19 protein-coding genes, 1 tRNA gene and 1 pseudogene are annotated in these 22,817 nt (G+C 60.5%); 12 read left to right on the top strand and 9 right to left on the bottom strand.

Annotation, left to right across the window (positions count from 1 at the left end; genetic code table 11):
* Positions 1–90 precede the first annotated feature (90 nt).
* Positions 91–1,444, top strand: a pseudogene (locus C793_RS14520) (IS3 family transposase).
* 135 nt (positions 1,445–1,579) lie between these two features.
* On the opposite strand, the gene secF reads toward C793_RS14520, so the two are convergent.
* From secF to queA, 5 genes are all read right to left on the bottom strand, one after another.
* Positions 1,580–2,506 (bottom strand): protein translocase subunit SecF, encoded by a 927-nt coding sequence (secF, locus tag C793_RS0111080; protein ID WP_017431013.1) that lies wholly within the window; start codon positions 2,504–2,506, stop codon positions 1,580–1,582.
* 35 nt (positions 2,507–2,541) lie between these two features.
* The gene (secD, locus tag C793_RS0111075; protein WP_017431012.1) at positions 2,542–4,395 is read right to left on the bottom strand and encodes a protein translocase subunit SecD; all 1,854 of its coding nucleotides are present in this window, start codon (positions 4,393–4,395) and stop codon (positions 2,542–2,544) included.
* Between the two features lie 132 nt (positions 4,396–4,527).
* The gene (gene yajC / locus C793_RS0111070) at positions 4,528–4,860 is read right to left on the bottom strand and encodes a preprotein translocase subunit YajC (protein ID WP_017431011.1); all 333 of its coding nucleotides are present in this window, start codon (positions 4,858–4,860) and stop codon (positions 4,528–4,530) included.
* 96 nt (positions 4,861–4,956) lie between these two features.
* Positions 4,957–6,075: a tRNA guanosine(34) transglycosylase Tgt gene (gene tgt, locus C793_RS0111065; RefSeq protein WP_026106256.1), complete on the bottom strand. Its 1,119-nt coding sequence runs from the start codon at positions 6,073–6,075 to the stop codon at positions 4,957–4,959.
* Positions 6,076–6,168: 93 nt separating this feature from the next.
* Entirely contained in the window at positions 6,169–7,221 is a 1,053-nt protein-coding gene (gene queA, locus C793_RS0111060; RefSeq protein WP_017431009.1) for a tRNA preQ1(34) S-adenosylmethionine ribosyltransferase-isomerase QueA, read from the bottom strand.
* Between the two features lie 145 nt (positions 7,222–7,366).
* Between queA and C793_RS0111055 the strand changes: the two genes are divergently transcribed.
* The 5 genes from C793_RS0111055 to C793_RS0111035 all read left to right on the top strand — a co-directional run bounded on the left by C793_RS0111055 (position 7,367) and on the right by C793_RS0111035 (position 11,859).
* Positions 7,367–7,451 (top strand) — tRNA-Leu (locus C793_RS0111055).
* Between the two features lie 470 nt (positions 7,452–7,921).
* Complete coding sequence (dctP, locus tag C793_RS0111050) at positions 7,922–9,025, top strand: TRAP transporter substrate-binding protein DctP (protein ID WP_017431008.1); 1,104 nt, start codon at positions 7,922–7,924, stop codon at positions 9,023–9,025.
* A 104-nt stretch (positions 9,026–9,129) separates the two neighbouring features.
* The gene (locus tag C793_RS0111045) at positions 9,130–9,633 is read left to right on the top strand and encodes a TRAP transporter small permease subunit (protein WP_017431007.1); all 504 of its coding nucleotides are present in this window, start codon (positions 9,130–9,132) and stop codon (positions 9,631–9,633) included.
* Entirely contained in the window at positions 9,630–10,958 is a 1,329-nt protein-coding gene (locus C793_RS0111040; protein ID WP_017431006.1) for a TRAP transporter large permease, read from the top strand. Before C793_RS0111045 ends, C793_RS0111040 begins: the two co-directional genes overlap by 4 nt.
* Positions 10,959–11,055: 97 nt before the next feature.
* Positions 11,056–11,859 (top strand): 3-hydroxybutyrate dehydrogenase, encoded by an 804-nt coding sequence (locus tag C793_RS0111035; protein ID WP_017431005.1) that lies wholly within the window; start codon positions 11,056–11,058, stop codon positions 11,857–11,859.
* A 116-nt stretch (positions 11,860–11,975) separates the two neighbouring features.
* Here the strand turns inward: C793_RS0111035 and C793_RS0111030 are convergent, their stop codons facing one another.
* From C793_RS0111030 to C793_RS0111015, 4 genes are all read right to left on the bottom strand, one after another.
* On the bottom strand, positions 11,976–12,359 hold the full coding sequence (locus C793_RS0111030; RefSeq protein WP_156805046.1) for a YkvA family protein: 384 nt from the start codon (positions 12,357–12,359) through the stop codon (positions 11,976–11,978).
* Positions 12,360–12,442: 83 nt separating this feature from the next.
* Complete coding sequence (gene hexR, locus C793_RS0111025) at positions 12,443–13,327, bottom strand: transcriptional regulator HexR (protein WP_017431003.1); 885 nt, start codon at positions 13,325–13,327, stop codon at positions 12,443–12,445.
* Positions 13,328–13,350: 23 nt separating this feature from the next.
* A complete protein-coding gene (locus C793_RS0111020) occupies positions 13,351–15,093 on the bottom strand; it encodes an EAL domain-containing response regulator (protein ID WP_017431002.1) in 1,743 nt (580 codons plus the stop codon).
* Between the two features lie 50 nt (positions 15,094–15,143).
* A complete protein-coding gene (locus C793_RS0111015; protein ID WP_017431001.1) occupies positions 15,144–17,729 on the bottom strand; it encodes a GAF domain-containing protein in 2,586 nt (861 codons plus the stop codon).
* A 386-nt stretch (positions 17,730–18,115) separates the two neighbouring features.
* Here C793_RS0111015 and ftsB point away from each other — a divergent pair, with 386 nt between their 5' ends.
* From ftsB to C793_RS0110985, 6 genes are all read left to right on the top strand, one after another.
* Positions 18,116–18,493 carry a cell division protein FtsB gene (gene ftsB, locus C793_RS0111010; RefSeq protein WP_245550224.1) on the top strand — a complete coding sequence of 126 codons (378 nt, stop codon included), beginning with the start codon at positions 18,116–18,118 and terminating at the stop codon, positions 18,491–18,493.
* Positions 18,490–19,218, top strand: a complete 729-nt coding sequence (ispD, locus tag C793_RS0111005; protein WP_017430999.1) for a 2-C-methyl-D-erythritol 4-phosphate cytidylyltransferase — start codon at positions 18,490–18,492, stop codon at positions 19,216–19,218. The genes ftsB and ispD overlap by 4 nt, the downstream gene beginning before the upstream one ends.
* A gap of 86 nt (positions 19,219–19,304) precedes the next feature.
* On the top strand, positions 19,305–19,787 hold the full coding sequence (ispF, locus tag C793_RS0111000; protein WP_017430998.1) for a 2-C-methyl-D-erythritol 2,4-cyclodiphosphate synthase: 483 nt from the start codon (positions 19,305–19,307) through the stop codon (positions 19,785–19,787).
* Positions 19,784–20,932, top strand: coding sequence for a tRNA pseudouridine(13) synthase TruD (gene truD / locus C793_RS0110995; RefSeq protein ID WP_017430997.1), 1,149 nt, complete (start codon positions 19,784–19,786; stop codon positions 20,930–20,932). Before ispF ends, truD begins: the two co-directional genes overlap by 4 nt.
* A 176-nt stretch (positions 20,933–21,108) precedes the next feature.
* Positions 21,109–21,795 (top strand): protein-L-isoaspartate(D-aspartate) O-methyltransferase, encoded by a 687-nt coding sequence (locus tag C793_RS0110990; RefSeq protein ID WP_017430996.1) that lies wholly within the window; start codon positions 21,109–21,111, stop codon positions 21,793–21,795.
* 4 nt (positions 21,796–21,799) lie between these two features.
* A complete protein-coding gene (locus C793_RS0110985) occupies positions 21,800–22,801 on the top strand; it encodes a DUF368 domain-containing protein (protein WP_017430995.1) in 1,002 nt (333 codons plus the stop codon).
* Positions 22,802–22,817 lie beyond the last annotated feature (16 nt).

The raw sequence follows: 22,817 nt of genomic DNA, 5'->3' as shown, positions 1-22,817 counted from the left end.
GGGTCGTATAAGCGTCGCATTAAAAAGCCCCTGTCGATTATGAACTGCACCCCGAAAGTTGGACATCATCCAACCTTCGGGGTGTTTTTGATGGCGAAATATGACGAGAGCTTCAAGCTGCGGGTTATTCAGCAGTGTTTACGCGAGGACATCAGCCAGGGGGAAGTGGCTCGCCAGTATGGCGTGGATGTGTCCACCATCCGGCAATGGCTGGCAACCTATCGACAGCATGGCGTGTCGGGCCTGCGCAAGAAGTACAGTCACCACAGTGCGGCCTTCAAGCGGGAGGTGCTTGAGCGAATGTGGCGGGATGGCTTGTCACAACGCCAGGCTGCGGCCCTGTTCGATATCCGTGAGCGCAGCGCTATTGGCAGATGGGAGCGTCAGTACCATAGTGGGGGTCTGACTGCCCTGGAACCTCAGCGCAAAGGACGCCGCCCGATGTCAAAGAAGCCTCCTTCACCGCCCCTACCTGATAAAGAGCGCTCTCAAGAGGCGTTGCTGAAAGAACTCGCCTACCTGCGTGCCGAGAACGCCTATCTAAAAAGCTCGATGCCTTGATCCAGGCAGAGCAGGACGTGGCGCGAGGCAAAAAGCGCAAGTCGTCCAGGGATTAAGGCATGAGCACACCCTCGCCTTGCTGCTGCGAGCGGCCGGTCTCTCGCGCAGCACGTTTTACTATCAACGCAAGGCCCAGAACACCGGTGACAAATACGCGGCTCTGAAAACGCGTATACGCCAAATCTACGACCACCATCGGGGCGTTACGGTTACCGTCGCATCACCGCGGCCTTGAAACAGGCGGGCGAGACAGTCAACCACAAGACCGTGCAGCGACTGATGAAGAGTCTGGGCCTGAGGTCACTGGTACGCCGAAAACGATACCGATCCTATCGAGGAAGCGCAGGACGAATCGCGCCCAATCTGCTCGATCGTCAGTTCCAGGCACAACGTCCGAACCAGAAGTGGGTCACCGATATCACGGAGTTCAGCGTCAACGGCCAGAAGCTCTATCTATCGCCGGTCATGGATCTCTATAACGGCGAAATCGTGGCCTACCAGACCGGCAAGCGCCCCGTGCTCTCCCTGGTGATCGATATGATGCACAAGGCGTTGACTCGGTTGGAGCCAGCGGACAAGCCGCAGCTGCACTCCGATCAAGGCTGGCATTATCAGCACCCGGCTTACCGGCGCTTGCTGAAGGAGCGATCCCTGATTCAAAGCATGTCACGTAAAGGCAACTGCCTGGACAATGCAGCGATGGAGAGCTTTTTTGGCACCCTCAAGGCCGAGTACTTTTATCTGAATCGGTTTCGAGACGCTTGAGCAACTGCAGCGAGGACTCGACCACTACATCCACTACTATAATCACGAACGCATTAAGTTGACGCTAAAAGGCCTGAGCCCTGTGCAGTACAGGACTCAGGCCTTGGGTGCCAGCTAAATGAACCGTCCAACTTTATGGGGTCAGTTCATTATATATCGGCAGGGGCTTTTGCTTTTTGGTGCTCTTTTGCTTTTTGGTGCTCTTTTGCTTTTTGGTGCTACAGGGAGGCGCTGTATCAAAAAGCGGGCCGGATTATGGCAGCTCTTCCTCTTCTTCGTCCCTGGGTTTCTGCGGCGGAATCAGGTCTTCGCGGCCCAGCTTGAGCGGAATCAGCAGCGCGCCGGAGATGTAGATCGAGGAGAAGGTGCCCACCACGATGCCGATGAGCAGGGCGATGGCAAAGTTCTCGATCATGTCGCCGCCCAGAAACAGCAGGGCGAGCAGCACCAGCAGGGTAGTGCTTGACGTGGCCAGGGTACGCGATAGCGTGGCGTTGATCGACTCGTTGATGATCTTGCCCATGTCGGTGATCTGCGAGGTACGAATGGTTTCGCGGATACGGTCGTAAACCACGATGGTATCGTTAAGCGAGTAGCCAATCACCGCCAGAATCGCGGCCAGCACCGTCAGATCAAACTCGAGACCGAACAGCGCAAAGAGGCCGATAACGATGATGACATCGTGTACCAGGGCCAAAAGCGCGCCGATGGCAAACTTGTACTGAAAGCGAAATGCCACGTAGAGCATGACCACGCCCAGCGCTACCAGCATGCCCAGGCCGCTCTGGTCGCGCAGCTGATCGCCTACCTGGGCGCCGACGAATTCGGCGCGCACCAGGTCAACGCTGGCACCGCTGTCTCGCAGCAGGGCGACGATATTGTGGCCGACCTCGGCGTCAAAGGCCTGTTTCAGCCGGATGAGCACGTCGGTCGTGGCGCCGAAGGTCTGCACGGCGATGTCCTGAAAGCCGTTCTGCTCCAGCACCTGGCGAACGGTATCCAGCGACGGCGCGTTGGCGTAGCGAACTTCCACCAGAGTGCCGCCGGTAAAGTCCAGCCCCAGGTTGAGCTGCTGGATAATCATGGCACCAATCGACACCAGCAGCATGATGCCCGAGAGGGTCAGCGCCCATTGGCGCCGCCCCATGAAGTCGATATGCCGGTTTGTCAGGGATTTCATTACCACCTCTTGAAGTCTGGGCTATGCGCCGGGAGTCAGATCCGGAGCTTTTTCACCGGCTTGCCGCCGTAGGTCAGATTGACCATGGCGCGCGAGACGAGAAGCGCTGTGAACATGGAGGTCAGGATGCCGATGGACAGCGTAACGGCAAAGCCCTTGACCGGCCCGGTGCCGATCGAGAAGAGAATCACCGCGACCAGCAGCGTGGTGATATTGGCATCGATGATGGACGTAAAGGCGCGCTCGTAGCCGGCATGGATAGCCTGCTGGGCCGAAAGGCCGTTGCGCAGCTCTTCGCGGATGCGCTCGAATATCAGCACGTTGGCGTCCACGGCCATGCCCAGCGTCAGCACGATACCGGCAATGCCGGGTAGCGTCAGCGTCGCGCCCAGCATCGACATCACCGCCACCAGCAGCGTCAGGTTAAAGGCCAGCGCAATGTTGGCGAAAATGCCGAACACCTTGTAGCGCACCAGCATGAAGGCCACGACCAGCAGCAGACCCAGCTGTACCGAGAGCAGGCCGCGATCGATGTTCTTCTGTCCGAGGCTGGGGCCGATGGTACGTTCCTGGGCAAAGTAGATCGGTGCGGCCAGCGAGCCCGAGCGCAGCAGCAGGGCCAGCTCCGAGGATTCCGAGGTGGAGTCCAGCCCGGTGATGCGGAAGCTGTTGCCGAAGGCGCTCTGGATGGTCGCCAGGCTGATGATGCCGCGCTCGACGTAGGTGTCGCGGACGGTGGTTTTTTCGCCGGTCTCGGGGTCTTCCTCGACACGGTCGCGGCTTTTATGCTCGATGAACACGACCGCCATGCTGCGCCCGATATTGCTCCGCGTGGCGCGATTCATCAGCGTGCCGCCGGTGCCGTCGAGGTCGATACTGACCTGGGGGCCGCCGTTCTTGTCGAAGCTCTGGTTGGCGCTGGAGACGCTGTCGCCGGTGATGATCACGTCGCGCAGCAGCGTGGCGTCGCGCTGCGGGTTGTTGCGAAAGGCGATGGTTTCGGTCTCGCGCTCGGGGGTATCGGAGCGCGCCTCCAGACGGAACTCGAGGTTGGCCGTGGCACCCACGATGCGCTTGGCCGCCGTGGTGTCCTGAACGCCGGGCAGCTCGACCACGATGCGGCTGGGGCCCTGGCGCTGAACCTTGGGTTCGGCCACGCCCAGCTCGTTGACGCGATTACGCAGCGTGGTGAGGTTCTGTTCGACGGCGTAGTCCTGGATTTCCTTGACCTTTTGGTCGGTCAGCGTCATGACCAGGCGTGCGCCGCGCCCCTCGCCGTCGTTCTGGTAGTCGAAGTCGGGAAACTCGCGGCGGATCAACCCACGCGCGGTGTCGCGGTCGTCAGCGCCGGTAAACTCGAGAGACAGCGAGCGGTCGTTGATCTCGGTATTGCGATAACGGATGCGCTCGTCGCGCAGCAGCTCGCGCATGGCGCTGGCGTTGACTTCCAGGCGCTGAGTCAGAGCCGCGTCCATGTCGACTTCGAGGAGGAAGTGGACACCGCCGCGAAGATCCAGCCCCAGGGTCATGGGCGAGGCGTTGAACGCTTCGAGCCAGCCCGGAGTGGCTTCGGCCAGGTTGAGCGCAACGGTCGCGTCGTTGCCCAGCCGGTCGCTGATGAGGTCGCGGGCAGGTAACTGATCGTCGGTGCTTTCAAGCCGCAGCAGCCACTGATCGCCCTGTTTTTCCACGCCCTTGACGGGAATCTCGCGGTCTTTCAGGGCCTGGGTAATGCGCTCGACCCGGCGCTGGGATAGCGCGCTGTCGCCCTGGGTGCTGATCTGAACGGCGGGGTCCTGGGGAAAGAGGTTGGGAAGCGAGTAAATCAGGCCGGTCAGTAAAACAGCCACAATCAGTAAATACTTCCACAGGGGGTAACGGTTGAGCATGTAAGCCCTGCCTTGAATAACGAACGGAACGCTGCGCGCCGCAGTCGGTGCAGCGCGCAGCAAGGCGTGCCATCGTTTACCCTGGCATCCCCGCCGGGGTGAAGGCGGTGTCCGGCAGGGGCAGAACGGTGGTTAGATGGACTTGATGGTGCCCTTGGGCAGCACGGCGGCAACGGCGCTTTTCTGCACGTTGACGGTAGTGTCGTCCGCCACTTCCATGGTCAGAAACTCGTCGCTGACCTTGGTGATACGGCCCACCAGGCCACCACCGATGACGATTTCGTCACCGGTGTCGAGGTTGCCGATCAGCTGCTTGTGCTGCTTGGCCCGCTTGGCCTGGGGACGCCAGAGCAGGAAGTAGAAGATCACCACGAAACCGACCAGCATGACAATCTGGGCGATCCCGCCGCCGGCAGCGCCACCGGCGTCCTGGGCGTGGGCTTGGGAGATAAGGAAGTCCAGCATTCAAAGCACTCCTGATTTGACGATAAACAAGCATTGGACTGGCCTGACAACAGGCCGATAAAACTGTCATGCGGGAATGACGTGCCGAGTGGCCGGTCAGTCTGGCGCCGGAGGTACGGGCAGGCCACGCCTGGCGTAGAATGTCTCCACGAAGGGCGTCAATGTACCCGCTTCGATTGCCGCGCGCAAATTAGCCATAAGGCGTTGGTAATGGCGCAGATTGTGGATGGTATTGAGCATTGAACCGAGCATCTCGTTGCAGCGGTCCAGGTGATGCAGATAGCTCCGGGAAAAGTGCCGGCAGGTATAGCAGTCGCAGTCGTCTTCCAGCGGCCGGGTGTCGAAGCGGTGGGTCGCGTTGCGGATTCTGACCGTACCTTCGGCGCTGAACAGGTGGCCGTTGCGGGCGTTGCGCGTGGGCATGACGCAGTCGAACATATCCACCCCGCGGCGCACGCCTTCCACCAGGTCCTCGGGCTTGCCCACGCCCATGAGGTAGCGGGGAGTATCGTCGGGCATCCAGCCGGGCAGGTAGTCGAGCACCGCGAGCATGTCTTCCTTGGGCTCGCCCACGGAGAGGCCGCCGATGGCCAGGCCATCAAAACCGATATCCAGAAGCCCCTTGAGCGAGCGCTCACGCAGATCCGCGTGCATGCCACCCTGGATAATTCCGAACAGCGCCGAGGAGGAGTCGCCGTGGGCATCGCGCGAGCGCTGCGCCCAGCGTAGCGAGCGCTCCATGGAACGCTCGGCTTCAACGTAGGTGGCGGGGTAGGGCGTGCATTCGTCAAAGATCATCACCACGTCGGAGCCCAGCGAGCGCTGTACGGCCATGGACTCTTCCGGCCCCATGAAGACCCTGGCGCCGTCCACCGGCGAGCGAAAATGCACGCCTTCTTCGGTGATCTTGCGCGTCTTGCCCAGAGAAAATACCTGAAAACCGCCGGAGTCCGTGAGAATGGGCTTGTCCCACTGAGCAAAGTCGTGCAGGTCGCCGTGGGTTTCGATGACCTTGACCCCGGGGCGCAGCCAGAGGTGGAAGGTGTTGCCCAGGATAATATCGGCGCCGATGTCCTGGACGGATTGCGGTGTCATGCCCTTGACCGTGCCGTAGGTGCCGACCGGCATGAAGGCCGGGGTTTCCACAGCGCCTCGGGGGAATTGCAGCCGCCCGCGGCGGGCGCGGCCATCGCTGGCCAGATGCTCAAAGCGCATGGCGCATTCGTTGCGTTTGTAGGGGTTTTGCATGACAAAAACTCGTGGAGAAAACGGAGACTAAAAAGCGTACCCGGCCCATTCGGCAGCGTGCTATCCGGCGGGCGTTGGAGCGCGGTGGCGGGACAGCAGCATGGCGTCGCCGTAGCTGAAAAAGGCGTAGCGCTCGGCCACCGCCTTACGGTAAGCAGCAAGTGTGGCCTCATAGCCGATAAACGCCGAGACCAGCATCAACAGCGTGGATTCCGGCAGGTGGAAGTTGGTAATCAGCGCGTCCACGCAGCGCCACTCATAGCCGGGATAAATGAAAATAGCGGTTTCGCCGCGATAGGGTGTGATCTCGCCGTGCGCTGCCTGCTCGCTGGCGCTTTCCAGGCAGCGCACGGCGGTGGTGCCCACGGCGATCACGCGCCTGCCCGCAGCACGCGCCGCGCGAACTTTGGCGCAGGCGGTCTGGTCAACGTCGATCCATTCGCTGTGCATGCTGTGGTCGCGTATGTCGTCGGCGCGCACCGGCTGAAAGGTGCCGGCGCCCACGTGCAGGGTGACAAAGGCACTTTCCACGCCCTTCGCCGCCAGGGCGTCCAGCAGCGGCTGGTCAAAATGCAGGCCGGCGGTGGGGGCTGCCACGGCGCCGTCCCGGCGGGCGTACACCGTCTGGTAGCGTTCGCGGTCGCTGCTTTCGTCGTCCCGGGTGATATACGGCGGCAACGGCATGTGCCCGTGGCGTTCCAGCAGCGTGATCATCGGCGTATCGCCGGTAAAGCGCAGCTCAAACAGCGCGCCCTGGCGGCCTTCTACCACGGCGTGAACGTCGCCTTCAAAAACGATCTCGGTGCCCGCTTTGGGCGATTTGCTCGCGCGCAGGTGGGCCAGCCCGCGGTGGATATCCAGAGGGCGCTCCAGCAGCATTTCCACGCGCCCGCCGCTTGTCTTGTGGCCGTGCAGCCGGGCGGGAATGACCCGGGTGTCGTTGAAAACGAGTAAATCCCCGGGCTCCAGCAGCTCCAGCAGGTCGGGAAAGCGGCGGTGGGCCACGTCGCCATCCGGGCCGGCACACAGCAGGCGGCAGTCGCTGCGCTTTTCCGACGGGTAGCGGGCAATCAGCTCTTCGGGTAGCTCGTAGGCAAAGTCGGCACGCTGCATGGCAAGGCTCGTCTGTCATTCGGGAAGGCGTCGCGGAACGCACAGCGGCGTTCTAAAATCGGCCGCACAGGATAGCGCGTCAGAGCGATAAAGTCAGGCGGAATAATTGACCTGATAAGTGGGCAGCGTATAATGCGCGGCTGTTGCCGGTGTGGTGGAATTGGTAGACGCAGTGGATTCAAAATCCGCCGCCTTCGGGCGTGCCGGTTCGAGTCCGGCCACCGGCACCATTGAATATCCGAAAAAGGCTCGACGCTTCAGGCGTCGGGCCTTTTTTTGTGGCTGGGCGCACCATGCCTGAGGTCATGAGCAAAATGATAGGCCTGCCTATCGTGCCAAGCCGTGCCGGTAGGGTGCCGAGAGCATATGGAGTGGCATAGACTCCCTGAGCTCAGGATCCCCAACAGGACGAGCAGGTAGTTCGCCACCGGGCTGTTAGCGCAGGGAGAGGCAGAACGTATATGTGGTGTGGGGGAGAAAGCCTTTTTCGGTATTTTTGGCTGGATGAAAAGCCATGTTTCCTGTCATGGTTGCAGGTATGGAAAGGTCATTTATCGTTTGACTCAAAAAATATGGCCATGCTATAGATCGTTTTGTCCTCGGCCGCTCAAAAACCCAGAATAAAAACGTCCAGTCGGTGTTGAAGAGCGCTCCATGCGAGGCTTCAGTAAGAACAACAATACTTACAAGGAGCAATGCAATGAAAAGGCTTAACCAGTTTGCTTTAACTGGTCTTGCGGCAGGCGTTGCCATGATCGGCATGGTGTCCAGCGCACAAGCCCAAGATCAGTGGACCATGACTACCACATGGCCGGATAATCTTGACCTGATTCAGATTGATCGCCACTGGGCCGAGTTGGTTAACAAACTTGCCGGTGATGATGTAAAGATCAATTTCCGTGCCGGTGGTACGTTGATGCCGGGTACGGAAGTGTTTGATGCCACCGAAACCGGTAGCATTGAAGCAGCAGGTGACTGGCCCGGTTATTGGGCAGGTCGAAGTTCTGCATTCTCGCCATTAGCAACTACCACCAGCCTGTTTAATGGTGTTGACTATCTAAACTGGATAAATGAGTGGGGAGGCTTTGAGCTTTATCAAAAGGTTTATGGCAAGTATAACATGGTCTACTTGCCGTATGGTATTACCAACAATGAGTCGGGCTTCCGGGGAAACACTCCTATCGAAAGCATAGCTGACCTGGAAGGTTTGCGCCTTAGGCTTTCAGGACGTGACCAGGGTCGCGTTCTTGAAGAGCTGGGCGGTACTCAGGTGACTCTGGCTGGTGGTGAGATATATCAGGGTATTGAACGAGGTGTCGTGGATGGGGCCGAGTTTTCAACGCCGGGTGTAGATTACAAGGCAGGGTTTTCCGAAGTCGCTGACTACTGGTCCGTTCCAGGCTGGCACCAGTCTGCCAGTGTCTTCGGCGTAATGATTAATCAGGATGCCTGGGATGCACTTTCTCAAGAAACACAGGAGAAGCTGAAAATTGCTGCTCAGGCCACCATGAGCTGGTCGATAGCATGGTCAGAGCGTCAGTCCACTCAGGGAACCGTAAAGTTCATTGAGGATGGTACAGAGATCAATCAGCTATCTGATGAGGATCTTGAAAAAATTCAGAGCGTAACAAACGAAATGATAGTCAAGGGTTCCTGCGAAAATCCCATGCAGGCGGAAGTCTATCATTCGATGATCAGCTATTTGCAAAACTACTCCAATTGGCGCGACCTTTCAGTGCCTTACAATATGAGTCGCGTTACTGACGATTTGCCATCACTCGAAAAGATTGAAGATTGCATGTAACTTACTTTCAGGCCCTCTTTTAGAGGGCCTCGTTTTGTGGGTTCAATCTTTCTCCCTGACAGGGGCGATAAGAAATTTATAGTTGATTCAAGAGAGTCTTGCTCATGAATGCTATTGCAAAGGCTATTGATGCACTTAATGAAGCATTTGGCCGTCTTGTGGCTCCTCTTGTTGCCATAATTGCCGGAATTGTTGTATATGATATCGCTCTGCGTTTTTTTCTCGGACGACCGAGTGACTGGGCCTTTGATGTGACCAAAATGCTCTTTGGTGTCCACTTCATGCTGATGGCAGCTTATGGGCTCCGTCATCATGTGCATGTTGAGGTAGATGTTCTGAAACGCCTGCTAACGCGCCGTAAACAGGCCGGTATTGAGCTTGCAGGCTATCTGATTTTCTTTGTTCCTTTTATCTGGATGTTGCTTACCTACGGCTGGGCTTTCTTCGAGCGTTCCTTCAGTCGAGGTGAAACCACCTACGGCATGGTGGCCATTCCGGTATATCCGGTTAAAGCAGCACTGGTACTGACTGCCATAATGCTACTTCTCCAGGCCTTCGCAGTTGTTATTCGTGCATTACAGAAGCTGCGTGAAGAGGAGGCTGTATGAGCCCTGAAATTCTGACACTTTTCATGTTCAGTGGTTTGCTTTTGGGGCTCTTTATGGGCCATCCGCTTGCTTTTGTACTCGGGGGTGTGGCCGTACTTGGCGCCTGGCTGGGCCCTGGTGCCAAGACGCTTGGGATAATTATTAACAATATTTATGGCAATGCCATGGATAATTACGTTTTGGTAGCAATACCGTTGTTTATTCTTATGGCACGCTTTCTCAATGATTCGGGCGTGACAGAGAAGATGTTTGAAACAATGCGTTTGCTGCTGGCAAATCTTCGAGGTGGCCTGGCGCTTACTGTCGTTATTGTCTCGGTGCTTTTAGCTGCTACAACAGGCATTGTTGGTGCATCAATTGCTGTGATGGGGATGATTGCTCTGGTTCCCATGCTTAAATATGGATACAACAAACACCTGAGTGCTGGTGTTATTATGGCCAGTGGCTGCCTGGGTATTCTTATCCCACCGAGTATCATGCTTATATTAATGGCTAGCTACTCACCTGTATCGGTTGGTGAGCTTTTTGCGGGAGCGTTGGTGCCCGGCTTGATGTTGGGCTTTATGTATGCACTCTACGTTTTGATTATTTGCCATATAAAACCTTCGTATGGGCCGCTGGTGCCTGCCGAAGAACAGGCTGAAATTAGTTCAGGCAAGTTGTTGAAAATGCTGGTTACGTACGTGTTGCCACCCATGGCTCTCATTCTTGGGGTGTTGGGCTCACTGTTTACCGGTATTGCAACTGCTACTGAAGCATCGGCCATCGGTGTGACCATAGCCTTCCTGTTATTTCTGATTTTTGGTGATCGAAAGCTTTCAACTTGCTATCGCACCATGATTGAAGCCAGTAAAACTACCACTATGGTTATGTTGGTGCTGGTTGGTGCTACGGCTTTTACCGGCGTATTTTCCATAGGCGGGGGCATGGATGTTATCCATACGGTGGTAATGGCAATGCCTGGCGGTAATGTCGGTGCATTGATTCTAATGTTTTTCCTGATCTTTATTCTCGGAATGTTTCTGGATTGGACAGGCATTGTGCTGCTGAGTTTTCCTATCATGTTGCCGATAATAGAGAGCATGGGCGTGGATATGCTTTGGTTTGTGGTTATGGTGGCAGTCGTGCTGCAAACATCTTTCCTTACTCCACCTTTTGGTTACGCACTTTTCTATCTGAAAGGAGTGGCACCCGATGGTGTGGAAACGCTTGATCTTTACCGCGCAGTAGTGCCGTTTTGTCTGCTGATAGTCCTGGCTTGTATGCTTATCGCTTTCTTCCCTGTTTTGGCTACTGGCTTACCATCCGTGTTGCTGAGCCGATAATGTTAACTTTAAGTATGATCAGATGGCCGAAGCTTGGTTTCTGGCTTGGAGTTTCACGAAAAACGTCGCGAACTTTTGAATATATCGTGAGGTAGGTATGAATAAAGAAGTAAAAGGTAATGCGAGTACAGTTCTGGTAACCGGTGCGATGGGCGGCATCGGGCAAGCTCTTTGCAGCATGTTTGCCAGGCAGGCTTTTTCGGTTGTTGTTCATGATATCCATGAGGAGACGTCGGGTTCAGTTACTTCATTTTTGCATACGTTGAAGGAGCAGGGTGCTTCTTTAGTACGATACTGCAAGGCCGACTTGAGCTCCATGGATGATATTGACTCCATGTTCCACGGCCTTGATAAAGATGGTGTTTCAGTTGATGTTCTGGTTAATAACGCCAGTATACAAAAAACAATGCCCATCGAAGACTTTGATGCCGAAACATGGTCCAGTGTGCTGAGCGTTAATCTGACAGCCGTGTATCGCTGTATTCATCATGTTGTTCCTGCCATGAAAAAACGCCAGTGGGGACGCATCATTAATATAGCTTCTGCACATGGTCTGGTAGGGTCAGTCCATAAAGCCGCTTACGTCGCTGCCAAGCATGGCGTAGTAGGGTTGACCAAGGTCGTTGCACTGGAAAATGCCAAGCAGGGTATTACTGCCAACTCCATTTGCCCCGGCTGGACGGAAACTCCGCTGCTCGAACCACAAATTAATGCCAGGGTAGAAGAGCTGGGTGTTTCAAGAGATGAAGCCATATATGACCTGGTGATTGAAAAGCAGCCTAGTGGAACGCTGATTGATCCATCGCGCATCGCTGGGCTGGCTTCTTACCTGGCGAGTGATGTGGCCGACAATGTTACGGGTACTGCCATACCCATAGACAGTGGCTGGACATGCCAGTAACGCCTGTTTTCCGGATGCGACCGTTTCCGGATGAATGTTGCCCCGTTTGCTGCTTCACACTGATGGGTGAGCAGTAGGCGGGGTTGAGCACGGTAATTCTTCCCTGCCTGGGTGACCTATCCCAGCCAGCGTTTTAGCGACTGCCCCGCCTTGTGCCGGTGTTCCGGCTTGATATGCGCGGCGGCCACGCAGATGGCCGCGGCCAGAACGCCCATGTCGTCGGTATACCCCGTGATCGGGATCACGTCGGGAATGGCGTCGATGGGCGAGACAAAGTAGCCCAGCGCGCCGTAAATCGTGGTTTTGACCCAGACAGGGGTGTCCGCGTCCTGTGCCGCGTAATACAGCGTCAGGGCGGGCGACAGCGTGGCTTTGCCCGCCTTTTGTGCGTGTTGGGCGACTTTCCGCCAGAAGCCTCTGTCCGAATACTCGGCCTGATAGGCGCGAGTGGTGTCGTCCAGTGATGCCTCCTGGTCGGTACAGCGAGCTGAGTCCGTCATTTTATCGTCCGGCATTCGGTGAACCTCCGCTGGTACGGCCGGCAGGCGCCGTTGCTGGCCCTTGCCGGCATGGCACTCCGGGATCAGCCGTTCGGCGGCTGTGTGTCCTGACGCGCTTTCTCCGCCGGAAAGCGGGTATCGCGCAGGCTATCCTTGATCTTTTTCAAGTGAGGCAGAAATACCTCACCCCGGCGCAGGGTAACGCCGGTGGCCAGGGTGTCGACCAGCGCCAGCTGGATCATGCGCGAGGTCATGGGCATGTAGTGGTCGGTGTCTTCGGGCGTCGCAACATCAAGGGTGGCGCTGCATTCGTGGGTCAGCGGTGAGCGGGGCGCGGTAATCCCCAATACCACCGCGCCGGCTTCGCGGGCCACTCGGGCAATGTCGACCAGCTCCCGGGTGCGGCCGGTGTAGGAAATCACCACCACAACGTCGCCGGTGTGGCAGGCAGCGGCCACCATACGCTGCATGAGCACGTCGACGTAGGCCATCACCGGCAGGTTGAAGCGGAAGAACTTGTGCTGCGCATCCTGGGCGACGGCACCGGAGGCGCCGAGGCCGAAAAAGTGGATCTGCTTGGCCTGGGTGAGGTAGTCCACCATGCGTTCAACGGCGTCCATGTTGATGTCGCGGCGGGCTTCGTCCAGCGCGGCAATGGTGGCGCCGAAAATCTTGTTGGTGTATTGGCTGGCGTTGTCGCCGGGCTCGACCGCGCGAGTGACGTAGGGCGTGCCGCCGGCCAGGCTCTGCGCCAGCTTGATCTTGAAGTCCGGGTAGCCCTTGGCGCCGAAGTTGCGGCAGAAGCGGTTGACGGTGGGCTCGCTGACGCCGGCGGCCTGAGCCAGGCTGGCAATGCTCAGGCTCGTAGCGGCGGCCGGGTCGTCGATTATCACGCAGGCGACCTTGCGTTCCGAGCGGTTGAGGTCTTCCTGACGCTGGCGTACGCGGTCAAGCAGGTCGTGGGCCATCGGGGTCTCCATAGCGGTGGGCGTCAGGCGGGTCGGGGAGCGTCATCGCGACGGTGGCACAGCTCGACAAAGTCGGGGGCGGGCAGCGGTTTGGCATAGTAGTACCCCTGCATGATTTCGCAGCCAATGGAGCCCAGGTAGTCGGCCTGTTCCCGGGTTTCAATGCCTTCGGCGACGACGTTGCAGCCCACCCCGTGAGCCAGCTGGGTGATGGTCAGGGCCAGCTGGCGATCAACGGGGCTTTGCTCCAGATCCATGACAAAGGCGCGGTCGATCTTGAGCGTCGAGAGCGGCAGGGTTTTCAGATAGGTCAGCGAGGAGTGCCCGGTACCGAAGTCGTCCACGGCCACGGCAATGCCGGCGTCGTGGAGCTGCTCCAGCTGTCGGCGGGCGTTGTGCAGGTCGCTCATGAGGCCGGACTCGGTGACTTCGATACTCAGATGGCTCAGGGCGACGCCGTGCTGCCGTATCCGCGCGAGCAGGGTGTCGGCAAAGTCCGGGCGGCTGAGCTGGTGCGCCGAGACGTTGATGGCAATGTTGAAATCCGGCGATAGCCAGCCGCCTGCCTGCCATTGTGCCAGGTAACCCAGCGTCTGTTCGATGACCCAGCTGCCGATGGCCAAAATGTCACCGCTGGCCTCGGCCATGGGAATGAACAGTCCCGGCGACACCTGGCCCAGCTCGGGGTGGTACCAGCGCAGCAGCGCTTCGGCGCCCATGATGCGGTTTTCCCGGGAACAGATCTTGGGTTGAAACGCCAGCGACATTTCCTCGCGCGCCGGCGCGCCCCGCAGCGCACGCTGCACCTTCAGCCGCTGGCGTTGCTGGTCTTCCAGATCCTGGCTGTAGTGCTGAACGTGGTCGCCATCGCCTTGCGGTATCGCCAGTGCGGCCATTTGCACCAGCCGGTCGGGGTCGAAATGCCCGGCGGATTCGCTGATGCCGATGCGCGCGGTAACGTTGAGCAGCAGGTCGTCCACGGGCAGGCTCTGCTCGAAGATCCGCAGCAGCTCGGTGGCCAGCTCATCGAGCTCGTCGCCGGCCAGCCCCGGCGCTACCACGAGAAATTCGCTGCCGCCCCAGAGCCCGACTTCCCGAGGGTTGTCGAGCGTCTGGTGGAGGGCGTTGCCCAGCCGTTCGAGCAGGCGCTCGACGACGCCATAGCCGTGCAGGCGGATAACGTCGTCAATGCCGTCCACGGCGAGAAACAGCAGCCCCGTCGGGTCGGCGTTTGAGGCCGCTTCGCTCAGCGTCCGCGCCAGCCCGCGGCGGTTGGCCAGCCGGGTCACCGGGTCGGTGTGCGATTCGCGATCGAGCTCTCGGGTACGCCTGGCCACCATCTGCTCCAGGGTAGCCGCCTGCTGATCGCGAATGCTGAAACGCTCTTCAACGTTGAGGGTGTTACGGATGCGCTGCAGCACCTCGTCGTGCTTGAACGGCTTGGTCAGGAAGTCACGCACGCCCATGGCCAGCGCGCGGTGGCGAGTGGCGTCGTCAACCTGCGCCGTCAGCACGATGATCGGGGGCATGTCGTTACCGAAGTGGTCGCGCAGCTGTTCAATGACGCCGTAGCCGTCAAGGTGCGGCATGCGGATGTCGAGCAGCAGCAGGTCGGGTCGTGCTGATCGGCAATAGCCCAGCACCTCGCGCGGATCGCTGAGGCCATGAACGTGGTCAAAGCCGTGGTCATCCAGCAGATCCTGCATCATCTCCACGTTGACGGGATTATCGTCAACGACAAGAAGGTGTTTGGTAGCGAGCGTCATGGTTCTTCCCTGGTTGGGTTGCGGGCGCGGTGTGCATCGGCTGCCGGCCTCTAGGTAACAACGTAACGTTCCAGCGTTTCCATGAGTTTAACAATTTCCAGCGGCTTGGTGAGATAGTCGTTGAATCCCGCGTCCAGCGCCCTGTTGATGTCGCGCGGCGTGGCACTGGCGGACAGCGCTATCACCGGCAGGTGCGCCAGCACCGGGTCCCGGCGGAGCGCGGCCAGCGCTTCGTAGCCGTCCATGCCCGGCAGGTGGATGTCCATGATGATCACCGCGGCCGTAGTCGTGCGCAGCATTTCCAGCCCCATTTCGGCGCTGGGCGCAATGCGCAGCGAGAGACCGTCGACGTCGTCGATGATGTCTTCCATCAGCCGCTGGTTGGCGGGGTTGTCTTCGACGTAGATCAGCGTTTGCTGTTGAAAGTCGCCGGCCGGCTGTCGGGTATCATCGCCGCTATCCGCCGTGGATGCCCGGTAGCTGCGGGGCAGGGTAAACCAGAACGTCGAGCCCTCTCCCGGCGTGCTTTCCACCCCCATGCTGCCATCCATGCGTTCGGCCAGTTCCCGGGTAATGGCCAGCCCGATACCGGTGCCTTCGACGGCGCCGTTCTCGGCATCCAGCCGGTTGAACGGCTCAAACAGCTCGTGCTGACGGTGCTCGGCAATGCCCGGGCCGGTGTCGGCAATGCTGATACAGAGCGCGTCGTCGTGCTCGGTGGCGGACACGGCCACCTGACCGTCGGCGCGGTTGTACTTGATGGCGTTGGAGATCAGGTTGAACAGCACCTGCTTGACGCGGGTGTAGTCGGCGTGGATCTGCCATTCCGGCGGCGGCGGGGTGAAGAGAATGCGGATACCCGACGCGTCGGCGTTGGGTTCGAGGGTCTGACAGACATCTTCCATGACATGCGCCAGTGACATGCTTTCAAGCGACAGCGTCATGCGCCCGGATTCGATTTTTGCCAGGTCGAGCACTTCGTTGATCAGACTCAGCAGGTGCTGGCCGCTTTTTTCGATCTGGCCGACCTGACGCGTCTGTTTGTCGCTCAACGGGTTACGTCGGCCGCTGGCCAGCAGCTGGGCAAAGCCGAGAATGGCGTTGAGCGGGGTGCGCAGCTCATGGCTCATGGACGAGAGGAACTCGCTCTTGGCCCGGTTGGCGCGCTGGGCCTGGTCGTTGGCCAGGGCCAGGTCTTCGAGGTTGCGGTCGCGCTCGGCCATTTGCCGGTAGAGGTTGATCAACAGCGCACAGGTGGCGGTAAACGGCGCCAGCCATTCGAGCAGTGCCTCATCCGGGGCCTGGTGGCTGTTGGCAATCGCGTACATGCCGATCAGGTCGTTGCCGCTGTAAATCGGCACGCCCAGATAGTTATCGATTCGAGGGTGGCCGGGCGGGAAGCCGCCGCGCTTGGGATGGTGGTAAAGGTCGTCGGTCATTACCACTTCACCGTGGGCGAACACACGGCCCAGCAGCGTATCGGCGCGGCTCAGCGTCATGTCGCCACTGCGCAGCTGCTCCATCAGCCGGCGCGACGCCGCATTCCAGGAGAGGTCGGTAATCGCGTGGATTTTCAGCGCGTTGCCCTCATTGCCGTGCAGCACTTCGCCTATCAGGGCGTAGTCGCTGTTGGTCAGGTCGCGCAGGGCCTCCATCAGAAACGACCAGAGCTTTTTGCCCGACATCAGTGCCTGGTAGTCGGTAATGCCCTGGTGCAGCACGCTGAGCAGCTCCTGCTCCTTCTGCGTGCGCCGATTGGCGGCCTGAATCTCGCTGAGGTCGGTCAGCACGCCGAGGAATTCGTCCACCTGGCCGTTGTCGTCATGAATCGCGTTGACCGCCAGGTGGACGGGGATCAGGTGCCCGTCCTTGTGCATGGCGTCGACTTCGCGGCCCTTGCCGATCACCCGGGGCTCGTGGCCGGCCAGGTAGCGGTCGATGTAGCCGTCGTGGTGCGGCCGGATATCGGGCGGAGCGAGCATGGCCACGTTATGGCCGACGACGTCCGCCTCCTCATAGCCCAGCAGGTTGAGAGCGAAGGGGTTGATGGCGATGATTCGCCCGTGGCGGTCAATACGGATCTTGGCGGTGGCGCTGGTAAAGAAAATGGTTTCAAAACGCTTGGCCGTGTAGGTCATTTCGGCGGTCAGTCGGGTTTCACGCAGCAGCGCCTCGGCCTGGCCGGCGAGCCCCGCCAGCAGGCGCCGTTCGCGATCGCTGAACGAGCGTGGCCGATAATCGATCAGGCACAGGGTGCCCACCGGCATGTTGTCCAGCGGGCGTAACGGGTGGCCGGCGTAAAAGCGGATGTGGGGCGCATCCTGCACCAGGGGGTTGTCGGCAAAGCGAGGGTCGGTATGCGTATCGGTTACCACCAGCGCATCGTTGGCGGCGACGGCGTGCCCGCAAAAGGAGACGTCGCGACCGGTTTCGGAGACGTCAAGGCCGGCTTTGGCCTTGAACCACTGGCGGTTTTCATCCACCAGCGATACCAGCGCCACGGGGACGCCAAACAGCTCCCGTGCCAGCTCGGTCAGGTGATCCAGGCTTTCTTCTGCCGGGGTATCCAGCACCCTGAGGTTGCGCAGCGCCTGCAAGCGCCGGGCTTCATTGGCAGGTTGATCGGGCGCTTGCATGGGCATCTCCGGCAAGTGGTTGGATAACAAATGTTGTGGCAACAAAGGGTGGGGCAATAAATGCCGGGGCAACAAGGGCTATAGCTCGGGGCTGCTGGCACCTGGCAACATAAAGTTCCTCTATTATAAAGACCCTCTACTATAAAGACTCCCTACAATAACGGCAGATTGATCGCCGGCTTGAGCCCGTGACTGAACTCGATATCCGCCGGCCCGGGGATAATCCGCAAACGGCGTGGTCCCACCCAGGTGCTTGATGGCATAATAACGGGTTTTCACCCTACCGGCGGGCTTTGATCCGAGCGCGGCGCTGGCCGCTCGTGGGCTGATGGGGCCGGAGGGAATGGGCGAGTGCCGCGAATACCGATGCAGGGAGTCCGTGTGTAATGACGCGTGCAATGAAGAACGGAACCGGTGTCTGGCCGTTTCGCAAATGGCTCGCGCTGGGGGCGTTGGCTCTGCTGATACTGCTGCAGTACAAGCTCTGGCTGGGGCGCGGTGGCTGGCAGGAACTCGAACAGGTCAGCGCCCGGGTGGAAGCGCAGGAGGCGGCCAATGCGCCGATGCGCGAGCGAAATGCCCGCCTGGCGGCCGAGGTGAAAGACCTGAAGACCGGCCTGGATGCCGTGGAAGAGCGTGCCCGCAGCGACATGGGCATGGTGCGCGCCGACGAGCAGTTTTTCTGGGTGCCGGGCGTCAGCGCAGACGACACAACGGCGCCCCCCAACCCGGAGGCGTCAACTTCCGGCGGGGAGGGCTCATGAGTTCCGTGACGACCTGGCTGGTGGTGCCGGCGGCGGGGCAGGGCCGGCGCATGGGCGCCGACCGGCCCAAGCAATACCTGCCGTTGGCCGGTGAGACGATGCTGGCGCGGACCCTTGAGCGCCTGCATCTGGCGCTGCCCGACGCTCGGCTGGCGTTATGCCTGGATGAAGACGACGCGCGTTTTACCCCGGAGCAGGTGCCCTTTGCCCGCTGGCAGCGAGTGACCGGCGGAGCCGAGCGCATGGATAGCGTACTCAATGCGCTGCGCAGTCTACCCGCCGACGATGACGACATTGTGCTGGTCCACGACGTTGCCCGCCCCTGTGTGATGCCGGCAGACGTTGGCGCACTTGCCGCTGCGGCGCACGACAGCGTCGATGGCGCCCTGCTGGCCATGCCCGTGGCGGATACCATGAAACGCGCCACGTCCGGCGGTGACTGCGCGGGCACCGAGCCCCGCGACGGCCTCTGGCACGCGCTGACGCCCCAGGGATTCCGCTGCGGCGTGTTGCGCCGGGCGCTGGAAGACGCGCGCGCCCACGGCACCCTGGTGACCGATGAAGCCTCGGCGGTAGAATCGCTCGGGGGCCGGCCCCGACTGGTCAGCGGGCGGCGGGACAACCTCAAGGTGACCCATCCCGACGACCTGGCCCTGGCGGCGGCTGTTCTCGCGTCACAGGAGCTGCCGGAGCATCATGCGGCGGCCGGTACCGCCAATGGCTGAGTTACCCGGCCATTCGCGGCCCGCAAGGATTTTTGCCCTTTTTTGTGACAGGATTTCGCATCCTTTTTGGCTACCAGGAGTTTGCCATGCGCATCGGCCACGGCTTTGACGTTCACCGCTTCGGCCCCGGCGATCATTTGACCATCGGCGGCGTGCAGCTGCCGTTTGATCGAGGGTTTGTCGCTCACTCCGACGGCGATGTGCTGCTGCACGCGCTATGTGACGCCTTGCTGGGCGCTTGTGCATTGGGTGATATCGGCTACCACTTTCCCGATACCGATCCGGCGTGGCAGGGCGCAGACAGCCGCGATCTGCTGCGCCGAGTGCTGATGCTGGTAGACAGCGAAGGCTTCGCGCCGGTGAACCTGGATACCACCCTGATAGCTCAGGCACCAAAAATGGCGCCGCATCTGGCGGCCATGCGCGCCAACATGGCGGACGATCTGCGGCTGTCCTCGGGCCAGGTCAACCTCAAGGCGACCACTACCGAGCGCCTGGGCTTTACCGGCCGCGGTGAGGGTATTGCCGCCGAAGCGGTGGTGCTGCTGACGCGCCGCAGCGGCTCATGAGCCTGGTACTCGACGGGAAGCGCTGCCTAACGGCGGACTTCGGCCCGCCGCGCCCCGGGGGCTATCGTGCCGTGCCCGAGGACTTCGTCGTCGATGAAGTGCTGGATTTCACTCCGGAAGGCCACGGTGAGCACCTTTGGCTGCGTATCGAGAAACGTGACCAAACCACCCGGGATCTGGTAAGAGCGCTGGCGCGACTGTGCGATGTGACGCCCCGGGACGTGGGCTATTCGGGCATGAAAGACCGCTCGGCGATTACCCGCCAATGGCTCAGCGTGCATCTGCCCGGTCTTGACGCGCCGCCGGCGCTGGAAAAGCGGCTGGACGCCCTGGGGTGCCGGGTGCTGGAGCAGGCGCGTCACCCGCGCAAGCTCAAGCGCGGCGTGCATCGTGCCAACCGCTTCTGCCTCAAAGTGACCGGCGAAGCGGTGCAGTCAGGCCACTTTGACGCCCGCTGGCAGGCGCTGTGCGAGCATGGCGTACCCAACTATTTTGGCCCCCAGCGCTTCGGTGCCGGCGGGCGCAATCTGCTACGGGCGCAGGCGCTGTTTGCCCGGGGCTGGCGCAAGCGCGATGACCGCCAGGGCATGCTGCTGTCGAGCGCGCGGAGTTTTCTGTTCAACGAGCTGTTGAGTGCGCGTATGGCGGCGGGCTGCTGGGCGACCCCGCTGGACGGCGACACCCTGATGCTCGACGGAACTCAAAGCCTTTTTACCGCCGAACACATCGACGGCGCATTGCAGCGTCGCGCCGCCGAGCTGGATCTCCACCCGGCGGGACTTTTATGGGGCCGGGATGCGTCGGGGAGCAAGGCTGGCCCAGGAGTCAATGGTGGCTCAGTGACGCAAGGCATCTCGGCTGACGACGCTGACAGCGACACCGTGGCCCCGGCCGAGCGCTTTGAGAAGCAGCTCCGCCGCGACTATCCGGCTCTCTGCGACGGCATTGAACAGGCCGGCGCCAAACCGGCTCGTCGGGCACTGCGGCTGCGTCTGGGCGACCCTCAGCGGGTGCCGCTGGACAACGGCATGCAGCTGACATTCTCCCTGCCGAAAGGCAGCTTTGCCACGGCGGTGCTGCGCGAGCTGATCGACCACCCGGATTTTGCCCCTGTCACCGTGGCTGACAGCTCGGCGCGGCAATGAGCATCAGCGGGCTCTACGGCAGTCCGGAACCGCGGGATGCGGCTTAACGGATGTGTACAAAGACGGATGTTGGACAACGATGAATACTGAACAAGGACGAAATTTTGGGCAAGGACGAATGTTGGGTAAGGAAAGATACATGAGACGCTTTTGCCACCACACCCGGGACGGCTCGGATGCTGGCGTCTGACATGACCCATCGGGCACGGCGCGGCCGGGGCATGACCTCGCAGCGAACCCGGGACCGCATGGTGGAACGCCTGGCGGATCAGGGCATTGTCGACGAGCGCGTGCTGGCGGTCATGGCGGAAGAACCGCGTCATCTGTTCGTGGATGAGGCGCTGGCGCATCGCGCCTATGAGGATACGTCGCTGCCTCTGGGTTTTGGCCAGACGCTGTCGCGGCCGGTCACCGTGGCCCGGATGAGCGAGCTGGTGCATCGAGAAGCGCCCGGGCGCGTATTGGAGCTGGGAACCGGCTCGGGGTATCAGACGCTGATTCTGTCGCGGCTGGTGTCCGGCGTGCATTCCGTGGAGCGGATTCCGGCGCTGTATCAGCGCGCGGCCCGGCGCCTTGAGTCGCTGGGCGCGCCGGCACGGCTGCGCGCCGCCGACGGTCGCCGGGGCTGGCCCGGTGCGGCAATCTTTGACGTTATTTTGCTGACCGCCTGCGCTTCCGCGCTGCCCTCGGCGCTGCTGGAACAGCTCAGCGATGGTGGCGTGCTGATTGCTCCGTTGGCAACGGCCGACGGCGAGCAGTGGCTGACCCGGGTGCGCCGCCACGGCCATACCCTTGAGCAGCAGCGTCTTGAACCCGTGCGCTTTGTGCCCCTGCTCGAAGGCGTCGTGCAAGGCACAGGATAAACTTATGGAACAGGATAATGCCGTGAGCTTACCAGGGGGCCAGCGTCGCACATGGCGTGTTTTTCTGACCGGCGCGGGTATGGGCGCCGCCGATGCCGTGCCCGGTGTTTCCGGCGGCACCATTGCCTTTATCAGCGGTTTTTATACCGAGTTGATTCACACCCTGCGCCGCTTTGGCCCCGGGGCGCTGGGCGTCTGGCGGCGCCAGGGGCTGGCGGGGCTGTGTCGCCACTTGAATCTGGCCTTTCTCATCCCGCTGCTGGCCGGGGTAGCGCTGGCTGCCTTTAGCGTTGCCCATCTTGCCGTCTGGCTGATGGATACCTGGCCGCTGTTGCTGGACGGCTTCTTTTTCGGCCTGGTAGCGGCCTCGGCGCTGGTGGTCAATGAGGCCCGCGAGCGTTTCAAGTGGCGCTATCTGATAGCGCTGGGGCTGGGGCTGTGGCTGGCGCAGGCGCTGCCGTCGCTGATGCCGCTGGTGCTCCAGGTCGGCAGCTCGTCGCTGGCGCTGGTGCTGGCCGGCAGTATAGCGATTGGTGCGATGCTGCTGCCGGGCGTCTCGGGCAGCTTTCTGCTGTTGACCATGGGACTTTATGGCACGGTCATGCAGGCCGTACGCGGTCTCGATCTTCAGGTCATGGCGCTGTTCGGGGGCGGCTGTGTCGTTGGGATCATGCTGTTTTCGCGCCTGTTATCATGGCTGCTGGATCGCTATCATGCGGCCACCATGCAGCTGTTGCTGGGGTTTATCCTCGGCGCGCTGCCGCTTCTCTGGCCCTGGCGCGAGCTGGTACGCTACCAGCTGGGCCCGGACGGGCAGCGGATCCCGCTGGCGCACCGTTATCTGCTGCCCGGCGACTACGCCACGCTGATCGGTGGGTCAGCGCAGACACTGGGCGTGCTGGCGCTGATGCTGGTCGGCGCGGTGCTGGTGGTGGCATTGCATCGCCAGACCAAACGCCGCACGCTTCGCTCCACATCAAACGCTACCCCAACAAGCGCGGAATAACAGGAGACATAGTCCC

The sequence above is a fragment of the Vreelandella jeotgali Hwa genome (assembly GCF_000334215.1).
In the GTDB taxonomy this organism is placed as follows: Bacteria; Pseudomonadota; Gammaproteobacteria; order Pseudomonadales; family Halomonadaceae; genus Vreelandella; species Vreelandella jeotgali.
The sequence above is the reverse complement of the archived record's forward strand: the minus strand, read 5'-3'. Positions and strand labels throughout refer to the sequence as shown.